Genomic DNA, 19,605 nt, shown 5'->3' with positions numbered 1-19,605 from the left:
CGGTTGGTGCCAAGCGAAGGCGCAGGCATTCTGAAACCAGCGAAGCAGTTTCAGAAACAAGCGAAGCAGTCCTGTTGCAATAACGAAGCTATGCGGCTTGAGCTATAAATGATTGCCTTTAAAGTTCATTTGCATAGCTTCGGTACACCCTCCAAGCTTTCCAGTGTCGCCATCAATTCATTTTTTGTAATACTACCGGATCACTGTTTCTTCCATTTCTAACAGTAATTGTTTAAGGACTATCTACATCCAAAGTGTAATAAGCTTTCTCTATTTAACCTAATATAGAAGTTTTGCAACCTTCTATAAATCCCTTTGTTAAAACTCGTGGTATTTATTTTTCTTAATTTCGCTGCCTTAAACGTTGGGGTTATTACTTATGCAAAAGCTTACACTCGTTATACATGGAGGTGCTGGTACAATCAACAAAGAAGAAATGTCGGATGAACTTGAGCGAGCTTATCTGAAAGGACTACAAGATGCGCTTGACGGAGGCTTTGCTGTGTTAGCGGAAGGGGGTTCAGCAGTTAATGCTGTGAAAGCTGCTACAGTTATTTTAGAAGACAATCTTCTTTTCAACGCAGGCCGGGGGTCCGTCTTCACCAAAAAAGGGCTGCAGGAAATGGATGCCGCAATTATGGATGGAAGAAACCTGGAAGCAGGAGCTGTAGCAGGAGTTAGAAATGTAAGAAACCCTATAGAACTGGCAACAGAAGTTTTAATGCACAGCAACCATGTATTTTTAAGTGGTAAAGGAGCGAACGACTTTGCTATAAAACAAGGGGTAAAACTAGAACCCGACGAGTATTTCTTCTCGCAATTTCGGTACGACCAATGGAAGGCTGTTCGAGACTCTGACAACTATACTTTAGACCATACGCTTCACGATATAAACGAACTAAAAGAAAAAAAATTTGGCACTGTTGGTGCCGTTGCTTGCGACCATGAAGGTAATATTGCTGCTGCAACAAGTACAGGAGGAATGACCAACAAAAAATACGGACGTATTGGAGACAGCCCTCTTATTGGAAGCGGCACCTATGCAAATAACCAGACTTGCGCTATCAGTTGTACAGGTCATGGCGAGGTTTTTATCAGGGCAGTTGCAGCCTATGATGTAAGTGCCCTAATGGAATACAAGGGACTAACCCTGGAAGAAGCATGCAACGAAGTGGTATTACATAAACTGGTAAAAATGGAAGGCGAGGGCGGCTTGATATCAGTAGATAAGCAAGGAAACTATGCAATGACTTTTAATAGTGCGGGCATGTACCGCGGCGTTAAAAGCAGCGATGGTACAAACCAGGTAGCTATCTATCAATAATACAGAATATGCTTTTTTACGTTTAACTCCTTCAATCTATTTTACCCGCTGTATTTATATTTCTCACCTGCAAAATAATCGTTCGCAAATCATCAAACTAAATCAAAGGTTAAAGCATTATTACGTCGTTGCTTTTAACAACTTTCAAACATGCATCCCCGAAGCTTAGAGGTAACTTTGTAACGGATTAAGAAAGCTTCGCGGTGGTTGTTTGGTAAGGGGTTTAAGAGGTAGAAGTTGTAAGTTTAATGAGTTCATTTATACTACTTGTACTTTAAATAAGTACTTCGTTTTTACTCCTTTTTCGTATCATCCGTCTATAAAATTTCGTAATTACAACACCACGTTATTTGGCATGTTTTTTAGGTATTATTTATTTATAACGGTTTAAAAATAAGCACTATGGAAATTATCACTTTAATTGTCATTTTGCTAATTGCGTCATCTGTTTTCACGCTGGCTTACATAAGTATAAACAACTACAATACAGTTAAAAAATTAGATAAAAAGTCGTAATTACAAAAGCATAAAAAATGTAAAACCACCAATATGGTGGTTTTTTGTTTTAGAAGCGTTTCAATAATCAATCGCTTTCATACCCTCTCCTTTTTTGCGTAACGCATGTACCGGCAGGCGCCGATTTAATAATTACAAGGGTTCACTTCCAGTAATTAAATTCATCCTACTATTGTCAACTGATCCTGCAACCAACATTCTTTTTTTAAATGTTTAGTACATTTAGCACGAAAAGAATAAATCATTATTTTAATGGCAAAGGAATTTTCTGTCACGAATCAAGAGTAGATGAAAATAACAGGCAAGCTTTTAACGCTCATATTTTTTATACCGATTACCGTATTGTCTCAACAAAAAGATACGCTGCTAAATCAGCTTGGTAGTCCCGGCATAAAGGCAGACAGTTTGCCCAATCGCATAAACAATAACAACAACTCTGTTACTTACGAAGATGCTAAGCTTGACTTTAAAACTTACTTTTTCTTACTGAAGGATGATTTTAAAAAACAGGTTACCAGCCCTTTTCACACGCAGAAAAAAGATTGGCTAAAGGTGGGGGGCTTCGCGCTATTGACCGGAGCAGTTGCTCTTACAAATTCACCTATTACAGGCTTTGCAAACAAGTTATATAACAGAAATAAAACTGTAGCAAACATAAGTAAATATGTAACCAGGTTTGGCGGCACCTACGAGGTGTATGCAATTGCAGGATTTTACGCCTATGGCCTCATTTTCAAAACCCAAAAAGAAAAGACCACCACCGCTCTTGCTACCCAAGCTTATGTAACCGCAGCCGTACTATCTACGTTTGGAAAATATTTATCAGGCGTGCAAAGGCCTTATTATACTGATCCGAATTACAATAAAAAAGGACCCGTTTTTCACGGCCCTTTTTACCCTTTCATAAAAGGACTGGATGCCCAGGATTACCACTCTTTTCCTTCCGGTCACACAACGGCGGCTTTTGCAGCAGCCACTGTCTATGCCCTGGAATATAAGGACAAGCCATTCATTCCAATTGTTTCTTACACTGCGGCAACCTTAATCGGGCTAAGCAGGATAACAGAAAATAAACATTGGGCAACAGATGTTCTTGTGGGTGCTATGTTAGGTTATTTAAGCGGAAGGCAGGTCGTAAACAACTTCCACCGCTACTCTATGTCAAAACATGCAAAAGAAACTGCAGGGTCTTTTTCATTTAACCTGCAGTACAATAACAAACAATTCCTCTCTGGCCTGACTTATACCTTTTAATACAGGGTATATTTATTGTTGTGAAATATTGTGGTACTAAGAGCTATTCTTACAAATAACATAACCAATGCAAAATGAACCTGTAGCAACTAAGGAAAAAGTAAAAGGAATTTCAATACGAGTGCTGGTGGCTCTCTTCATAACAGCGCTCTTTCTTTTGGTGCTGATATTTCTAACCAACGAAGTTGTATTGCAAAATGAAACTGGTTTCGATCTTTCTGTTTTTAAATTTGTTGGTAGTTACCGATCACAGGGTATAACTAACGTACTTACTTTTTTTACTTTTTTTGGCTCTTTCAACTTTCTGTTGCCCGCACATATTCTTCTTTCTCTTTACTTTATTCTTTTCAGAAAAAATAGTTTCTGGTCTTTTAATATTGCCGCAATTGGCCTTTCAAGCGGTATACTTTTGTATTTAATGAAAAATATTTTTCAACGTCACAGGCCACCTAATCCACTAATTGCAAATGTTAGCGGTTTTAGTTTCCCAAGTGGCCATTCCTTTTCATCATTTACTCTTGCAGGGATAATTATTTATATGCTCTGGGAGTCAAAGTGGTCTCTGGCGTGGAAGTGGGTGGGCACTGCTGTCTTATTTTTTCTTGCCACTATAATAGCTTTTAGCAGGGTTTATCTGCAAGTGCATTATGCCAGCGACGTCATTGCAGGTTTTTGCTTAAGCTTCGTTTGGTTAGCCTTATGTTTTTACATTCTGGAGAAATTTAGACCCGTGGCAAAAACTGCCAAAAACATCCAATAAGAATTATTGCTTAAAGCAGGGCTAACTTTAATAGCAGTTGCCTACTGTTTAAGAAACCCTTTGTAAGGAGGTAGAAGATCTCTACAAAATAACCGCGTTATTTAAATTATTGCAAAGTAGAGAAGTATCTTTGACCACCTTTTAATAATAACATTATTAAACCCACCAAAAAAAATAAATAACGATGCCTAAAAAAGTTGTGACACTTGGAGAAATAATGCTGAGATTGTCAACTCCTGATTTTAAAAGATTTGTACAAGCCGACTCTTTCGATGTTACCTACGGCGGTGGCGAAGCCAACGTTGCTGCTGCAATCTGTAACTATGGAGAAAACGGTGTATTTGTCACTAAAGTTCCTGACAATCCTATTGGGCAGTCAGCAATTAATCACCTACGCCGGTATGGAGTAAATACGCAATTTATAGCTCGCGGCGGCGACAGGTTAGGCATCTATTTTCTTGAGACGGGTGCATCTATGCGTGCATCGCAGGTAGTGTATGATCGGGCGGGTGCTTCAATAGCCGAAGTGGATGCTAGTGAATTTGATTGGGACAAAATATTTGATGGCGCTGACTGGTTTCATACAACAGGTATCACCCCGGCACTTAGCGACAAAGCTGCCGCGCTTACTGAGGCTGCGTTAAAGGCCGCTAAAGCAAAAGGCATCACAACAAGTATCGACCTCAACTATCGAAAGAAATTATGGAGCAAAGAAAAAGCACGTCAGATCATGACCAATCTTTGCCAGTATGTAGATGTTTGCATCGGCAACGAAGAAGATGCAGACACAACCCTTGGATTTAAAGCAGAAGGTACAGACATCACTAAAGGCGAACTTAACCTCGAAGGTTATAAGAGCGTTTTTCAGCAAATGAAAGAAAAATTCGGGTTCAAATACATTGCCTCTACTTTGCGCGAAAGCCACAGTGCGTCTGACAACGGATGGAGCGCCTTGGTGTATGACGGCAACGAGTTCTACCACACAAGACAATATGAAGTTCGCATTGTTGACCGTGTGGGTAGTGGAGACTCTTTTGCAAGCGGCTTTATCTACGGGCTTGTCACCAACATGCCTCTAAACCAGGCCGCTGAGTTTGGCGTAGCCGCTTCTGCGTTAAAGCATACCATTCCGGGTGACCTTAATCACGCAACACGTAAAGAAGTAATGGATCTTGTAAAAGGAGATGCTTCCGGCCGCGTTCAACGTTAATTGAAAATGAAAAACTAAAAAATAAAAATCCGCTTATCTTTTTGGCGGATTTTTTTTGTTACCGGCTTTTATAACTTTCTGTTGCATCGTTGCGTCGCACTCTTGTACTACATAACCTTTTTCAGCAACAAACACCAATACTCATAACTTAAAACTTATCATTTAAAACCCATAACCATGATCATCGACACATTATCCAACTCCGATAAATACATTAACCTGCATCCCCGTTTTGCTAAAGCTTTTGAATTTATAAAAAGCCAAAATTTAGAAGCTATTGAACCCGGAAAATATCCTATTGAGGGACCCGAATTACACGCTGGCGTAACAGACCGGCAAGGTTATTCGCGGGAAGAAGCAAAGTTTGAATGTCACAACCACTGGCTCGACATCCAGGTTTGCCCAACAGGCAAAGAACAAATAGGATGGAGCGCAAGAGAACGGGTTTCTTCACCAAAAGAAGAATACAATGCTGAGAAGGATGTCACTTTTTATAACGATAAGCCCGACACCTATTTTACTCTACAAGCCGGCCAGTTTGCCATTTTTTATCCCGAAGATGTACACGCCCCGCAAATCGGAGAGGGTATGATTAAGAAGTTAGTCGTGAAAGTGAGGTTGTAGTCTCTTCCATAAACGACGATGTCGCTTAGTTTAGGATTAGCTCCATCCTAAGCGATATATCAGTAGAAAAGAAAAAAATAAGAAGTTTTTATATCCGTAGGAGCGGAACATTTTACATTCCGCTCCTACGGAGCTCAATCTAAATTTTACACATTCTTCTACTAACATAGCGCTTAATCAAACTGACACTATCGTGGAATTGAAGAGAGAGAGAGGGAATAAAAAAACAGCCGCGATTGCGGCTGTTTTTTATATTGGCTTATACAAAAAATCAAATTAGTTAGGCATCCTTTTAAAGCATAATCTATTATAGCTATAATCCCCGTTCTGCATCTTTATTTTCTGTTTCAATTTTCGCTACGGTTAAAATATCATGACCTGTTGCATCTCCTTCTTCCTGTAATTTACCAAACGCTGCTGCCGCTGCATAATTCACAATATCCTGTGCAGCATGATCATTATATAAACCATAAATAAGGCCGGCCATAAAGCAATCACCGCTTCCCGAACGATCTACTACCCTATCCGTTGTAAACTCTGTTGAAGCGTATTGCTGCTGATCTTTATACATGGTTGTATAGTATAACAACTCCTTTTGATCGAACCTGAAAGTATTAGCTACCACCTTACACTTCTGAAATTTTTCAACAATCTCTTTCGAGGTTGTCCTGGCGTGATCCAGGTAAGCCTCCTTGCTTTTTTTCTCATGAATATGTTCGTCGACAGCCGTACCTAATAAAGTATTTGCAGACCAGATATTTCCCATTACCACATCACAATATGCTACAAGCTTTGGCATTACTTCTATTGGCTCTTTTCCATACTTCCATAATCTTGACCTATAATTGAGATCCACTGAAATTGTTATGTTTTTGTCAGAAGCTGCTTCTAAAGCTTCAAGGCAAACGTCAGCAACGTTTTCATTTAATGCCGGACTAATAGCTGAAAAATTGAACCATTCTACATCGTGCAGTACTGTATCCCAATCAATCATTCCACGCTTCACTTCTGAAAATGCAGAATGTTCTCTGTCGTAAATAACGCTTCCTTTTAAGTCTGCACCACGCTCCAGATAATACACACCAATGCGGTTACCTGCAAGTAAAACAGACGAAGCAAAAACGTTATTATACTCAAGATAATGCCGCACGTGTTTAGACATAAAGTTGTCAGGCAAAACGGTGCAATACTTAACAGGAACATTCCAACCGGCCAGGGCTGTAGCCACATTTGCTTCTGCTCCACCCACATACACCTGCATAGGTTGATCGCCTGATTTCCCTCCTCCCAATGCCGGTGAAATCCGCAACAGCAGTTCTCCAAAACAAAGTACTTTCTTACTCATGCTAACAAAGCGTTTAAGTCTTTTAACGACAATAATGCCACGCTACAAATATTATATGTTCTAAAATAAATGCATTGGAAAAAGTAGCCAAAAGATTTGAAGACGAACGAAATGCGACGCAACAATGTTGCCATACGCGCAGCTGCCAGTACCAAAAAACGTACTAACAGCGCTTTGCTTGAGTTTAAAAAATAGCCCTCTTTCGGTTCAAGGATTAAGACGTCGGCTTCAAAAAAGTCTTTCCACTTAGCAGCATAATTTACACGCCTCCAAATATTGAAAAGCCTCCGTCAACACAAATCATAGTACCCGTTACAAATTGCGATGCATCACTCAGCAGCCAAACCAAAGCGCCCTTTAATTCGTCAGGATGACCAAAACGTTTGAAGGGCGTTTGCCTGATTACCATTTCCCCTCTTTCAGTATATCCGCCTTCGGGTTTTGTAAGCAGGTTTTTATTTTGCTCAGTAAGAAAAAACCCTGGTGCCAAAGCGTTCATTCTGATACTGTCTCCATACCTTCTTGATAATTCTACTGCATACCACTGATTGTAGCAATCCACGGCGGCTTTGCCCATGTTATACCCAAGCACTTTTGTTATTGCCCTTTTAGAATTCATTGAGGATATATTGACGATACTCCCCTTTCCTGTTTTTGCTATCTCTTCCCCAAAAATTTGGGTTGGAATTACTGTACCCCACAGGTTGATCTCTACCGCTTTTTTCATACCTGTTATATTCATTTTAAAAATGTCTTGCTCAGGCTGCAAAACACCTTCCGGAATATTGCCTCCAGCAGCATTTACCAATCCGTCGATTCTTCCAAACCTGCCCACAATTTTATCTTTTGCATCAGACAGTTGTTGTTCATCCAATACATCTGCTACCACTCCTATTGCACTACCGCCTTTCGCGTTGATAGCTCCTGCTCTTTCATCAGCCACTTCTTTCTTTCTGCCAAGAATGGCGACTTTTCCCCCGGCTTCTACAATTGCATCTACAAAAGCATTTCCTAGTATTCCGGTTCCACCGGTAACTACTACAACCTTATCTTGTAAACTAAACATGTTGCTGGCATTCATACAATATCTTTTTATAATTATAGATGTAGGTTTCTATTAAAGTTAGTTGCTATCTTTTATTGATATTTATAATTTTGACGCCGTAAAACTCCTTCATATATTCAATATCATACAAGTCACTTTCAAAACAAATAATGGGTGGTGGTTTAACCAATATATTTTTCAAAGCTCTTCTATCCAGTAACGGGTACTCTTTTATTCGTTTATCAACTGCCAGTTCATACTCATCAAAGGCTACCGCATGTAATTGTTTTCGTCTTGCCTCTTCAAAAAAGCTTAGTCTTTCCTGCATTACCTGTTTGTAAAAAAAGCCTGATAACAAGGTATCTGTAACCCTTTTCATGTTAGATGATGAAAAGATGAAAATGCTAAAAAGCAAGTATCGATAGTTATACAAAAAAGCGGGGGCGTGCGTAGTCTTTGTACTATTTACAATAAAGGCTGTAAATATTATTAACAGCATAAGACTATATAAAAAACAAATAACATTTTCTGTTCGCAAAGGAAGCGAGCCATTGGTAGCATATAAGATAGGGATATATATTAGCATACCGCTCGCCCAATAAACGAGTAGTAAAGAGGTACTTTTTACCTGATGAAAAAGCTGCAAAACCCCGCTTGCTGACCTATTGTTTCTGGAAAGAAAGGCAATTACAAACAACAATAAAAACCACCACAAAGGCTCCTTTAAAAAAAACCAGTTGAGCACAATGAATTTAATAAAGGCTATTGAAATAATTGATAAAACCGGGCTTGTATCGTGCAAAGAACCTCTGTGTATAATACCAGGAGCAAAAAGTAAAAAGCAAGAACTGATAACGTTGATAATATACAGGCTAAGAAAAATACCTGGAACGCTTTTACCTGTAAAATAATGATACCCTATAAAGAAAGTAGAAATTATGAGAACAAAAAGAGTAATACTTTCATTGCAGCCATTAAATAATACAACTATTAAGGCTGCCACGAAAAAGTAGAATTTTTGATGATGCGGTTCAAAAAATAGTTTACAGATTAACCCGGCTAGAAGAACCAACAATATAAGTGGCAATTGGTAAGTGATAGCACTCGAAAACCAGTAAAAAGCTGTAACAGGTTCGGGAATAATATTGACCTCTAAAATTAATAGAATTAATGAAGTGAGTAATATGGCTGTAAATGATAGTTGATTGGATAGTGCGTTTTTATTCACTTGCTTCAAAAGAAAAATCCACGAAAGCACTGTAAATAGTAATAGCAGGATTGTATGGAGGTAATAATTCGAATAAAGAAAACCGCTATAAGAGAAAGCTGTGCTTACGAATGTAGAAAAGTAGCGTCCGGACCAGGTGTGATAAATTGAGTTTTGTAAGCCCCAAAAACTAAACTCCTGCTTTTTGTAGAGGATCATGTAGTCGTCGGCAGAGGGCACGTTCCAAAAGCAAAACAAAAGGAAGGGGATAAAAAAAATTACAACAGCAGAGAAAAGAAACTTTTTATTATTTGTAAATTTTAGAACAGAAGCTGCAATCATAGAAAGGTTTTTCGCTATAAAAAATCATCCCTGTCTTATGTTAGGACAGGGATGATTATAAAAAATTTTCCTATTTAGCTTACGCCACTTCCTGCATCTATTTTATCTTCAGGATTGATGAAGTGTAATTTACCAGCTGCATCTTCTGCCATTAAGATCATGCCGTTGCTTTCTATTCCCCGCATTTTTCTTGGAGCAAGATTTACAACTACCGTTACCTGCTTGCCAACAATTTCTTCTGGCCGAAAATGCATTGCTATTCCTGAAACAATCGTTCTTGTTTCAAATCCCAAATCCACCTGCAGCTTTAAAAGCTTATCGGCCTTCTGCACTTTTTCTGCACTTACAATGGTTCCAACTTTTAAATCAACTTTTGCAAAATCATCAAAAACGATTTCAGGTTTCACGGTAGTTTCAGGTTCCCCGTTTCCTTTTTCCTGTTGTTCGCCGATTACTTCAGTTGCCGTTTCACCGGCCACTCCTACCTGGGAACTTGTAACTTCTTCTTTCTTTTCTTCTTCCACTTTTTTACTTTTAATTTTTAATTTTTCAATTTGTGCGGCTATTTCAACGTCTTCAATTTTCCTGAATAAAATCTGCGGCTCGCGTAAGCTATAACCAACACTCAGCAATTTCGTTTTTCCTGCGTTTTCCCAATCCAGCATCTTATCTACCACCTTCATCATATAACATAACTTTTTTGCGGTAAAAGGTAAAAACGGATTAATGAGAATAGCAAGATTAGCAGTCAATTGAAGACAAATATGAAGGCAATTGTCAATGCTATGCTGCAGGTGGTGAGCCTCAAGCTGCAAGCTTTCCCGCTGCTCTTCATCGCTTGCATCTTGTAGCTTTTTACTAGTAGCTTCCAACTGCTTGGCAACAATCCACGGTTGTTTATCCTGCATGTATCGGTTACCTTTTCTTGCCAGGTCTATTACTTCAAATAAAGCTTCTCTAAACTTAAAAGTCTCTATCAGGTTTTCAATAGCAGACTTTGCATTTGCAATATCAATAAACATATTTCGATCTGCATCATCTAAAATTTCTGTATGAAGCGCAGGCACTTTCCCTTTACATAGTTTGTGCATCAGCACAAAGGTTCTGTTTATAAAATTTCCAAAAATGTTTCCGAGCTCACTATTACTTGCATCCTGGAAACCCTTCCAGGTAAACTCGCTGTCTTTAGTTTCGGGCGAAATGGTGGTGAGGTAATAGCGCAATACATCGGCCATGCTATCGCCTCCATTATCCTTTTTTATCCAGTCGTTTATGTACTCGTCCATCTCAATGCTCCAGCCACGACTGGTGCTCATTTTATCACCTTCAAGATTCATAAATTCATTAGCAGGCACATTCTCCGGCAACACGTTTCCATGCAACTTCAACATCACAGGAAAAATGATGCTATGAAATACAATGTTATCCTTCCCAATAAAATGAACAAGTTTTGTATCCTTATCATACCAGTAAGGCTTCCAGTCTTTACCGTTATCAAGCGCCCATTGCCTCGTTGCGCTTATGTAGCCAATCGGTGCATCAAACCAAACGTAGAGCACTTTACCTTCAGCCTCAGTTAACGGAACTTTTACACCCCAATCCAAATCACGCGTAACAGCCCGCGAGTGCAAACCTGCATCCAGCCAGCTTTTACATTGGCCCAGTACATTTGTTTTCCAGTCATCTTTATGCTGTTTTAAAATCCACTCACGTAAAAACGCCTCATGCTTATGCAAGGGAAGATACCAATGCGTTGTTTTCTTTTTTACCGGCAAATTGCCACTTAAAGTACTACGCGGACTGAGCAATTGATCAGGACTTAAAGATGTACCGCATTTCTCGCATTGGTCGCCGTAAGCATTTTTATTGCCGCAAACAGGGCAAGTGCCTATAATATACCGGTCTGCCAAAAAAGATTTTGCTTCCTCATCGTAAAACTGCTCCGTCTCCTGCTGCTCCAGTTCACCCCTTTCGTTTAATGCGGTAAAAAACTCCTGCGTGGTTTCATGATGAATTGATGCAGAAGTCCGGTGATAAATATCAAAACTAATACCCAGGTCATCGAAGTTCTGCTTCATTATCTCATGGTACTTGTCTACTATGGCTTTCGGAGTTGTGCCCTCCTTCATTGCCTGTATTGTTATGGCAGCGCCGTGTTCATCACTTCCGCATACATACACAACATCTCTTTTCTGGGCTCTTAAGTAGCGCACGTAAATATCAGCAGGTATATAGGCACCTGCCAGGTGACCTACGTGTTTCAATCCGTTTGCATAAGGCAACGCGGAAGTAATCATATATCTCTTAGGTAAATTCATTTTGTACTTAGCTTTATAACTTTCTTCGTCAACCGTTGCGTCGCACCCTTTTACCGACGAACAACATGGAACAAAACGTAATAACAAAGGGCTGCAAAAATAACCAATAAGCAGCTAAGATGGAGATGAAGTTGTTATTGAAAGTTTGAAGGAGGCAGAATGTCAAGATCGTTGCCGATCTTTCTAACCAGGTTATTTTTACTTCTTTATGCCCGGGTACTGAAGTATTTTTTTTATTTGAAGTTTTTTGAAAAACGGAGGGGTTACCTCCTTCCCTTGTAAGCAAACCATTATTTTGATATAAAAACTTAATAAACTGGCAGTTTCCATTATACCATTTCAGCATTTTCACGTGTAACTTTTTTATTTTTAAGTTGCTGCCGACTAAGCATTCTTTGATTATCGGGTACTAATTCAAGGGCTTCGGGTAAGTTTGCTTTTGCTTCTTCACGAGTCTCGCCTTGCGTATTTACGCCGGGTATTTCTTCTAAATATGAGATATAGCCACCTTCCCCGAGCTTCTTTAAAAACGGCTGTTAACTTCAGTGATGCTTTCATTATTCAAAATGCTGTAAATACTGTTACTGCCCTATACGATCTGGTTAAGCTAAAGAAGTCCCTAATAGAAGCACCATTAGAATAGGCAAACTCTTTAACTTCTGCATGCAGAGTAGCATCACCATGTAAAAGTCTTAGACTAAAGGGATAAAAACCTTTTATCAATTATCCCATTTGCCTCACGTGATTTTTATCGTAACATTGCCCAATGTCAACTATTCCTCCATACTTAAAGAAAGGTGATACAATTGGTATTGTTTGTCCTGCCGGCTTTATGCCTGTTGAAAAGATTCAAACTTGTATTTCAGTTTTAATGGAATGGGGATATAAAGTAAAAGCCGGAGCCACGGCCGGAAGCCAGTTCAATTATTTTTCGGGCACCGACGAACAAAGGCTGCACGATTTACAACAGATGATGGATGATGACTCTGTTCAGGCCATTTTATGTGCAAGAGGAGGATATGGTGTAGGAAGAATTATTGACCAGTTGAGTTTTAAGAAATTTAAGAAAAACCCAAAATGGATTGTTGGCTTTAGCGATATCACTGTGTTGCATTCGCATATTTACAATCGTTTTAAAATTGCATCTCTTCACGCTCCCATGGCTGCAGCTTTTAATAACGAGGAATACAAAAATGAATATGTACAATCTTTAAAACAGGCCCTTGAAGGTGAGAAGACGAAGTACACCTGCGCCATAACTCCTTACAATAACATTGGTAACGCTACAGCAAAATTGGTTGGAGGAAATTTATCGTTGTTAAGCCACCTTATAGGAACCCGGTCTGATGTAGACACAGATGGTAAACTCTTGTTTATAGAGGAAGTAGGGGAATACATTTATAACATCGACAGAATGTTGTATCAACTAAAAAGAAACGGCAAGTTTAATAAACTGGCGGGGTTAATTATAGGAGGTTTTAGTGAAACAAAAGACACCACCATACCTTTTGGAAAAGATGTTTACGAAGTTATTTATGAGATGGTAAAAGACTACAAATACCCTGTCTGCTTCCAGTTTCCGGTGGGGCATATAAAGGAAAACTATGCTTTAAAAATTGGAGTAGAGTACGCCCTACATGTGGGACAGAAAAAAGTACAGTTGAGTGAAGAATAAGTTTAAGCCCATATACGTTTTGCTGTAAAAGGGTGTGACACAACGATGACTCCATGAAAACTGATGCTGGCTCAAAAATTAATACAACGAAAAGAAGCTTTTAAGGAAACTTTTTAAAAACAGTATATCGCAGGACGACCTCGAAAATAAGGAGGGCAAAAGCAGCGATAAGCCAGGGCAGAAACTCTTCGGTAAAGCGATCGTAGGAGGTAACTTCAACCTTGCTTTTTTCAAGTTTATTTATACTGGCATATACGTTTTTAAGTGCATCCTGGTCTACGGCATGAAAATATTTCCCTCCTGTTTCTGCTGCAATGTCTTTTAGCAGGCCTTCGTTGAATTCTAGTTTTTTTCTACTAGTTACCTTACCGTACGGCGTCTGCACCTGTTCATCCACTTCCTTTTCTGATCCAACGCCGATCGTATACACTTTAATTCCGTAAAGCTTCGCCATTTCCTTGGCTATATCTGGTGGAATCATCCCACCAAAATCAACACCGTCAGTAAGTAATATTATTATCCTGCTTTTTGTTTTCTGGTTTTTTAGCCGGTCTACGCTGGTGGCTAAACCCGACCCAATTGACGTTCCTTCTTCCTCAAGATAACCACTGCGAATATTAGCAATTTGAGAGAGAATAGTCGTTTTATCGGTAGTGATAGGACAAAGCGTAAAACTTTGCCTGCTAAAAATAACCACGCCAATGCGATCGCCGGTACGTTCATTTACAAATGCTTGCGCTACCTCTTTAGCGGCTTCGAGGCGATTAGGAGTAAAATCTTTTTCTGTCATACTGCCGCTGATGTCGAAGCAAAGCACTATGTCGATTCCCTCGCCTTGTGTCTGCTGCTCGCTAAACTTATGTTGCGGCCTGGCAAGGGCAACTATCAGGCAAACCAAAGCAATACAACGTAAAACAAAAGGAAGATTTTGAAACCATGTTTTTGAACTACGGATATCAGAAAGAAAATGAGTGGTGGTTACCAGCATAGATCCCTGCCGCTTTTTATTGTTGCTATAATACCAAATGGCAATTATTGGAATTAGGAAAAGCAAACTCAAAGCCTCCGGATTGTGAAAGGTGATATTTTGAAACCACTGGTAAAGCATCAGGCCGGGTTGGGTTGATAATTTGAATGAATAGGTGAATGCAAAAGCGATACCTTTTGAAGCATATTTTTAATTACTTCAACAGATGTTTCGTTGTCTCGTGAATGCGGTAAAAACTTAGCAAATTTTACCGTGTCGGCCAATCGCAATACCTGGAAAAAAGAAGTTTTTGTTTCATTATCCACAGAAAGCGGATGAAGCGTCATCATCCACTCGTCGGTAGTTTGCTGTAACGACTGCTGCTGTAGCTGTTGGTTAAAAAAAGTTCGGCTAATGTCGGTAAGCGCAGAGTAATATTTTTTAACCTCGGCGGGAGTTTGCAGGTTTTGACCTTTTAATTTATTTAGCTCTGCAAGCGCCCGGTCTAATGGTGAAAGACTTCCTTTTGCAGGGCGTCGTTCCACGATTACTTTCCGTTTTTTAGCAAATAACCAATAAAGCATCAATAAAGAAAGAAGCGTAATAGCTGCGATGAGGCCTATCAGCAGTGGATCGTTCTGCTGGGTTACTTCTTCGATGTCTTTGATGTCGTTATAGTCCTCCATTTTCGATACATCTACAGGCAAAACATCAATCGCTATTGGAGGAGTAGGCTGCGACAGTCCTGGAAGGAATAAGGATGGAAACTCCCATCGCCCGCTATCGAAAGAGGTTATGGTGATTACCTGGTAATAGTTAGTAGAGCTTCCGTTTAATACCGTATCTACTTTGCCTCGCTTTACAATTTCGAAATGATTTAGACTATCTGGAAAGCTAAACCATTTCATCCCTGCCCTACCTCCCTCAATGGCAAGTTTTAACCGTACTTGTTCCCCTATAAATATTTTATTCCTGTCCACCCCGGCTTTAACTGTCTGCGAAAACAGGTGAGAGCTAACAGATGATAACATCACAACAATAAAGAAAACCGTATATAATTTCTGTTTATTCACTTATGCCCTTCTAATAAAAAATTGTTGTAAAAGTTTCACATAGTCCTGCCCTGTAGCTACCTGCAGCAGGTCAGCACCGGCTTTTCTAAAGGAGTTTTTAGCGTCTTCCAGTACCTTTTGAAACTGCTGTGTGTATTTAAAACGCGTATATGGATCGTTGGTATTCAGCAGCACCATTTGTCCTGTTTCGGCATCTCTCAAATTCATTAACCCTGCCTGCGGTAATTGTTCGTCGCGCTGATCATATACCTGAACGCCAATTACATCGTGACGTTTTGCAGCTACCCGAAGTGTATCGTGATAACCTGCGTCAGCAAAATCACTAAGCACAAAAACAATGCTTTTGTGGCGGGTAGTTGCATTTAAAAACTGAAGCGCTTTCAACACATCAGTTTGAGAAGATCTTGATTTAAAGGTGAGCATCTCTCTAACCATATATAGCACATGGTCGCGGCCTTTTTTTGCAGGGATGAACTTTTCAACATGGTCACTAAAAAAAATAAGGCCTACTTTATCGTTGTTACTAATGGCGGAGAAAGCAAGCACTGCGCACATCTCAGTCATCAAGTCTTTTTTACTTTGCCGCAACGTGCCAAACAAACTGCTTGCGCTTATGTCGATTAGTAAGTAAACAGACAATTCTCTTTCTTCTTCAAAAATCTTACTGAAAGTGTGACCCATCCTTGCAGAAACATTCCAGTCAATAAACCTCGGATCATCGCCCGGCTCATATTCACGTACTTCTTTAAAAGACATTCCCCTTCCTTTAAAAGCAGTATGGTATTCACCCGTAAAAAGATGATTAGTCAGTTTCTTGCTTTTAATTTCAAGCTCACGTACTTTTTTAAGAATGTCGGCTGTGGTCATAATTGAAGTTGACAGTTACTGGGCGACTGTTGGCAGAAATAGCTCTATTTTAGTTTTGTTCTTAATTCATACGATTTTTATTACCATTAAGTATTCTTATCTCTTCATCAACCATACTTTCGAATGCCCTAAATTTTTCTTCCTGAACGATCTCCACCATGACTGCTATATTTAAAAGCGTTTCGACTTCGTATAAAAGAACCTCTTGCAACGTGCGAAAACTGTATTGTATCTTTTTTATAATTTCTGCCACCCCCTTCCGCAATAATTGCTGCAATAGAAACTGCCGCTCTCTTAGTTTGTTATGTAAGTGCAACCGGTTCTTCCTTTAAATAAGATCTACAAACGAAGTAGACCTCCTTTATCAGAAGCATTGCTTTTTTCCACGCTTCTAGTTTTTTGTAGGAAGTCCTAATAATTCTGGTTTAGCTCGTAATGACAAAAGACATTAATAACCCCCAAACCTCCTTCCGTCATCTAACAGCTGTATCTATCACCTATCATTAGCCACCCATCCTAAGGAACTGCAATAGCACTTAAAATATCGTCTACAATTTTTTCGGAAGTAATATTTTCGGCTTCTGCCTCATAGGTTAAGCCAATACGGTGACGCATCACATCTTTACAAATAGCCTTTATATCGTCTGGTATAACGTAGCCTCTTTTATTCATGAAAGCATGGGCTTTGGCCGCCAACGCCAGGTTGATGCTTGCACGGGGAGAACCACCATAACTAATAAGCGGCTTCAAACGATCCAACCTGTATTGCTCGGGGTAACGGGTGGCGAAAACAATATCTAAAATATATTGCTCTACTTTTTCATCCATATACACTTGTCGCACTAAACTTCTTGCCTGCAAAATTTCAAATGTATTTACTACCGGGTTTACGACTGGTATTTCCGCGCCCTGAACTTGCTGTCGTATAATCATTTGCTCTTCGTTTCTCGAAGGGTAGCCAACCACCACTTTCAGCATAAACCTATCCACTTGTGCTTCGGGCAAAGAGTATGTACCTTCCTGCTCTATGGGGTTTTGCGTGGCCAATACCAAAAACGGCTCTTCCAGCTTATGCGTCTCATCGCCAATGGTAACCTGCTTTTCCTGCATGGCCTCTAGTAAGGCACTCTGCACTTTTGCAGGCGCACGGTTAATTTCATCGGCTAAAATAAAATTTGCGAAGATGGGTCCTTTTCTAATTACAAACTCATGCCTTTGCTGATTATATATCATAGTACCAATAACGTCGGCAGGCAATAGATCGGGAGTAAATTGTATACGGCTAAATTTTGCTTGTATAGCCTGTGCCAGCGACTTTATGGTTAAAGTTTTTGCAAGGCCCGGTACACCTTCCAACAAAACGTGGCCGTTACTCAATAGTCCTATCATCAACCTGTCAACCATGTACAACTGGCCAACCACTACTTTTGCCAGCTCGGTTCTAAGCCTGTCTATAAATAATGCTGCATGTTGAATTCGTTCATTTAATAACCTGATATCTTCAGCCGTTTGCATTTCAATGTTTTAAGTGGTGAAATTAGAACTATTGTTATAACCGATCATTATAACTAAGGCCATGATCTCTCACGGCCTCATACTTACTATATTTTAAAGATTATGAAATTTCATTAATATAATTTGCCCGCCTTATCCTCTCCTATTTAATTTACTTTCTGCCAGTACTTCCCATTAACAATAAACATTCCAAACCTTTCCTACTGTTCTTAACAAAATGTTTCTTTGTTGCACCTTTCCTAATCCCCTCAAATTTCAATTATTTCTAACAACCACGTTACATACAGTTGTTAAGCAATCAAATAATTAAAGCCGGCAATTTAAGAAAGAGATTTTTTGTAGCAGGCATTTGTTTTACAATTGATCTTTTGTTGCGTCGCACCCGTGTACTAACGAACCAAATGGGGCAACAAACGGTGACACGGATAAGGTTTTGCAAAACCAACCTTTGTGTAACAAGGCAGCTCTCAATTCCCCAAACTTTTGCCTAGCCTGATATTTGTGCAGTTAGCTATTCATTAAAACATTTTAAAAAGAAATTAAATGAAATATAAAATTTTAGGAAATACGGGTCTGAAAGTTTCAGAGCTGTGCCTTGGCACTATGACCTTTGGCGGAAAAGGCTACTGGACTGCAATTGGACAGGTACCACAAGAACCAGTTGATGAATTGGTAAAACGGTCTGTAGATGCAGGTATCAACTTTATAGATACTGCCAATGTTTATTCAGAAGGTTTATCCGAAGAGATGACTGGCAAAGCCATAAGAAACCTCGGGCTTAAAAGAGATGACCTTGTAATTGCCACTAAGGTGAGGGGCAAAATGGACGAGGGACCTAATAGTGCGGGCCTCACAAGAAAACACATTATGCAACAGGCCGAAGAAAGCCTCAAACGCCTTAATGTAGATTATATTGACCTTTATCAAATACACGGCTACGATCCGCTTACTCCACTTGAAGAAACCCTTTGGGCTTTAGATGACCTCGTTAAAAGTGGAAAGGTCAGGTACATTGGCTGTAGCAACCTGGCTGCATGGCAATTAATGAAGGCGCTTTCTTATTCAACCTATAATAAAGTCGCAAAATTTGTTTCACTACAAGCTTATTATACCATCGCAGGCCGCGACCTGGAACGTGAGCTTGTACCATTGTTAAATGATCAAGGAGTTGGCTTAATGGTTTGGAGTCCTTTAGCGGGGGGATTACTAAGCGGAAAATATGGACGTAATATGCAAGGACCGGAAGACAGCAGGCGGCTTAATTTTGACTTTCCACCCGTAAATAAAGAAAAGGCATTTGACATTATAGACGTGATGCAGCCCATAGCGCAACAAAAAGGAATTTCAGTTGCACAGCTGGCATTGGCATGGCTGCTTCATCAACCTGCTGTTACGAGCGTTATTATTGGTGCAAAAAAAACAGCGCAACTTGAAGATAACATTAAGGCTGTTGATGTACAGCTTACAGCAGAAGAACTTGAAAAGCTGAACGAAGTAAGCCAGTTGCAACCCGAGTACCCGGGTTGGATGCTTGAACGGCAAGGGCAGGATAGAAAAGCGTGA

16 protein-coding genes are annotated in these 19,605 nt (G+C 39.7%); 7 read left to right on the top strand and 9 right to left on the bottom strand.

The genetic code is table 11. The annotated features are described in order from the left end of the window. Positions 1 to 379: 379 nt before the first annotated feature. The 5 genes from JWR87_RS02140 to JWR87_RS02120 all read left to right on the top strand — a co-directional run bounded on the left by JWR87_RS02140 (position 380) and on the right by JWR87_RS02120 (position 5,688). Positions 380 to 1,324, top strand: a complete 945-nt coding sequence (locus tag JWR87_RS02140) for an isoaspartyl peptidase/L-asparaginase (protein WP_297814957.1) — start codon at positions 380 to 382, stop codon at positions 1,322 to 1,324. Between the two features lie 804 nt (positions 1,325 to 2,128). Then, positions 2,129 to 3,094, top strand: coding sequence for a phosphatase PAP2 family protein (locus JWR87_RS02135; protein ID WP_297814954.1), 966 nt, complete (start codon positions 2,129 to 2,131; stop codon positions 3,092 to 3,094). 67 nt (positions 3,095 to 3,161) lie between these two features. Continuing rightward, complete coding sequence (locus JWR87_RS02130; protein WP_297814950.1) at positions 3,162 to 3,854, top strand: phosphatase PAP2 family protein; 693 nt, start codon at positions 3,162 to 3,164, stop codon at positions 3,852 to 3,854. A gap of 184 nt (positions 3,855 to 4,038) precedes the next feature. Continuing rightward, positions 4,039 to 5,064, top strand: a complete 1,026-nt coding sequence (locus JWR87_RS02125) for a sugar kinase (protein WP_297814947.1) — start codon at positions 4,039 to 4,041, stop codon at positions 5,062 to 5,064. Between the two features lie 177 nt (positions 5,065 to 5,241). Then, positions 5,242 to 5,688 carry a YhcH/YjgK/YiaL family protein gene (locus JWR87_RS02120; protein WP_297814944.1) on the top strand — a complete coding sequence of 149 codons (447 nt, stop codon included), beginning with the start codon at positions 5,242 to 5,244 and terminating at the stop codon, positions 5,686 to 5,688. A 313-nt stretch (positions 5,689 to 6,001) separates the two neighbouring features. On the opposite strand, the gene JWR87_RS02115 is transcribed toward JWR87_RS02120, so the two are convergent. From JWR87_RS02115 to metG, 4 genes are all read right to left on the bottom strand, one after another. Next, positions 6,002 to 7,033, bottom strand: a complete 1,032-nt coding sequence (locus JWR87_RS02115; protein ID WP_297814941.1) for a sugar kinase — start codon at positions 7,031 to 7,033, stop codon at positions 6,002 to 6,004. A gap of 259 nt (positions 7,034 to 7,292) precedes the next feature. Then, positions 7,293 to 8,114: an SDR family oxidoreductase gene (locus JWR87_RS02110; RefSeq protein WP_297814938.1), complete on the bottom strand. Its 822-nt coding sequence runs from the start codon at positions 8,112 to 8,114 to the stop codon at positions 7,293 to 7,295. Between the two features lie 49 nt (positions 8,115 to 8,163). Next, positions 8,164 to 9,627, bottom strand: coding sequence for a DUF6056 family protein (locus JWR87_RS02105; RefSeq protein WP_297814935.1), 1,464 nt, complete (start codon positions 9,625 to 9,627; stop codon positions 8,164 to 8,166). 74 nt (positions 9,628 to 9,701) lie between these two features. Then, positions 9,702 to 12,032, bottom strand: a complete 2,331-nt coding sequence (gene metG / locus JWR87_RS02100) for a methionine--tRNA ligase (RefSeq protein WP_297814931.1) — start codon at positions 12,030 to 12,032, stop codon at positions 9,702 to 9,704. A 679-nt stretch (positions 12,033 to 12,711) separates the two neighbouring features. Between metG and JWR87_RS02095 the strand changes: the two genes are divergently transcribed. Further along, the gene (locus JWR87_RS02095; protein ID WP_297814929.1) at positions 12,712 to 13,620 is read left to right on the top strand and encodes an LD-carboxypeptidase; all 909 of its coding nucleotides are present in this window, start codon (positions 12,712 to 12,714) and stop codon (positions 13,618 to 13,620) included. A gap of 100 nt (positions 13,621 to 13,720) precedes the next feature. Here JWR87_RS02095 and JWR87_RS02090 read toward each other — a convergent pair whose 3' ends face one another. The 5 genes from JWR87_RS02090 to JWR87_RS02070 all read right to left on the bottom strand — a co-directional run bounded on the left by JWR87_RS02090 (position 13,721) and on the right by JWR87_RS02070 (position 18,042). Continuing rightward, the gene (locus JWR87_RS02090) at positions 13,721 to 14,728 is read right to left on the bottom strand and encodes a VWA domain-containing protein (protein ID WP_297814927.1); all 1,008 of its coding nucleotides are present in this window, start codon (positions 14,726 to 14,728) and stop codon (positions 13,721 to 13,723) included. Beyond that, entirely contained in the window at positions 14,728 to 15,660 is a 933-nt protein-coding gene (locus tag JWR87_RS02085) for a hypothetical protein (RefSeq protein WP_297814926.1), read from the bottom strand. The genes JWR87_RS02090 and JWR87_RS02085 overlap by 1 nt, the downstream gene beginning before the upstream one ends. Further along, positions 15,661 to 16,527 (bottom strand): DUF58 domain-containing protein, encoded by an 867-nt coding sequence (locus JWR87_RS02080; protein ID WP_297814924.1) that lies wholly within the window; start codon positions 16,525 to 16,527, stop codon positions 15,661 to 15,663. A gap of 128 nt (positions 16,528 to 16,655) precedes the next feature. Beyond that, a complete protein-coding gene (locus JWR87_RS20220; RefSeq protein ID WP_366090006.1) occupies positions 16,656 to 16,793 on the bottom strand; it encodes a hypothetical protein in 138 nt (45 codons plus the stop codon). Between the two features lie 250 nt (positions 16,794 to 17,043). Next, positions 17,044 to 18,042: a MoxR family ATPase gene (locus tag JWR87_RS02070; RefSeq protein WP_297814920.1), complete on the bottom strand. Its 999-nt coding sequence runs from the start codon at positions 18,040 to 18,042 to the stop codon at positions 17,044 to 17,046. A gap of 543 nt (positions 18,043 to 18,585) precedes the next feature. On the opposite strand from JWR87_RS02070, the gene JWR87_RS02065 reads away from it, so the two are divergent. After that, a complete protein-coding gene (locus tag JWR87_RS02065; protein WP_297814918.1) occupies positions 18,586 to 19,605 on the top strand; it encodes an aldo/keto reductase in 1,020 nt (339 codons plus the stop codon).

Source organism: Segetibacter sp. (assembly GCF_025963695.1).
In the GTDB taxonomy this organism is placed as follows: Bacteria; Bacteroidota; Bacteroidia; order Chitinophagales; family Chitinophagaceae; genus Segetibacter.
The sequence above is the reverse complement of the archived record's forward strand: the minus strand, read 5'-3'. Positions and strand labels throughout refer to the sequence as shown.